Source organism: Mesorhizobium sp. M1066, from assembly GCF_040318635.1.
In the GTDB taxonomy this organism is placed as follows: Bacteria; Pseudomonadota; Alphaproteobacteria; order Rhizobiales; family Rhizobiaceae; genus Mesorhizobium.
The window spans coordinates 1-866 of the sequence record NZ_JAMYMR010000120.1 but is presented as its reverse complement, the minus strand read 5'-3'; the positions used below and the strand labels follow the sequence as shown (position 1 = coordinate 866).

The 866-nt window shown below is 63.9% G+C and carries 1 protein-coding gene; it reads right to left on the bottom strand.

Features of this window, described 5'->3' with window-relative positions:
- The coding region (locus tag NKH52_RS35390; protein ID WP_352736902.1) for an elongation factor Tu at positions 1 to 866 on the bottom strand (866 nt) is incomplete at both ends.

Genomic DNA, 866 nt, shown 5'->3' with positions numbered 1-866 from the left:
TTGATGGTGACGACGATGCCGGCACCGACGGTGCGGCCGCCTTCACGGATGGCGAAGCGCAGCTTCTCTTCCATGGCGATCGGCACGATCAGCTCGACATCGACCGTGATATTGTCGCCCGGCATCACCATCTCGGTGCCTTCCGGCAGCGACACGATGCCGGTCACGTCGGTCGTGCGGAAATAGAACTGCGGACGGTAGTTGGTGAAGAACGGCGTGTGACGGCCACCTTCGTCCTTGGTCAGGATGTAGGCTTCGGCCACGAACTTCTTGTGCGGCTTCACCGTGCCCGGCTTGGCCAGAACCTGGCCGCGCTCGACACCTTCACGATCAACGCCACGCAGCAGCGCGCCGATGTTGTCGCCGGCCTGGCCCTGATCGAGCAGCTTGCGGAACATTTCCACGCCCGTGCAGGTCGTCTTGGTCGTCGGACGGATGCCGATGATCTCCAGCTCCTCGCCGACCTTGACCACACCGCGCTCGACGCGGCCGGTCACGACCGTGCCGCGGCCCGAGATCGAGAACACGTCTTCGATCGGCATCAGGAACGGCTTGTCGAGCGGACGAACCGGCGTCGGGATGTAGGCATCGACCGCAGCCATCAGCTCGCGGATCGCGTCTTCACCGATCTTCTTGTCCGAATCTTCCAGGGCAGCCAGAGCCGAACCCTTGACGATCGGAATGTCGTCGCCGGGGAACTCGTTCTTGGTCAAAAGCTCGCGAACCTCGAGCTCGACCAGTTCGAGCAGCTCGGCGTCGTCGACCTGGTCGACCTTGTTCAGGAACACCACGATCGACGGCACGCCGACCTGACGGGCAAGCAGGATGTGCTCGCGGGTCTGCGGCATCGGGCCGTCGGCAGCCGA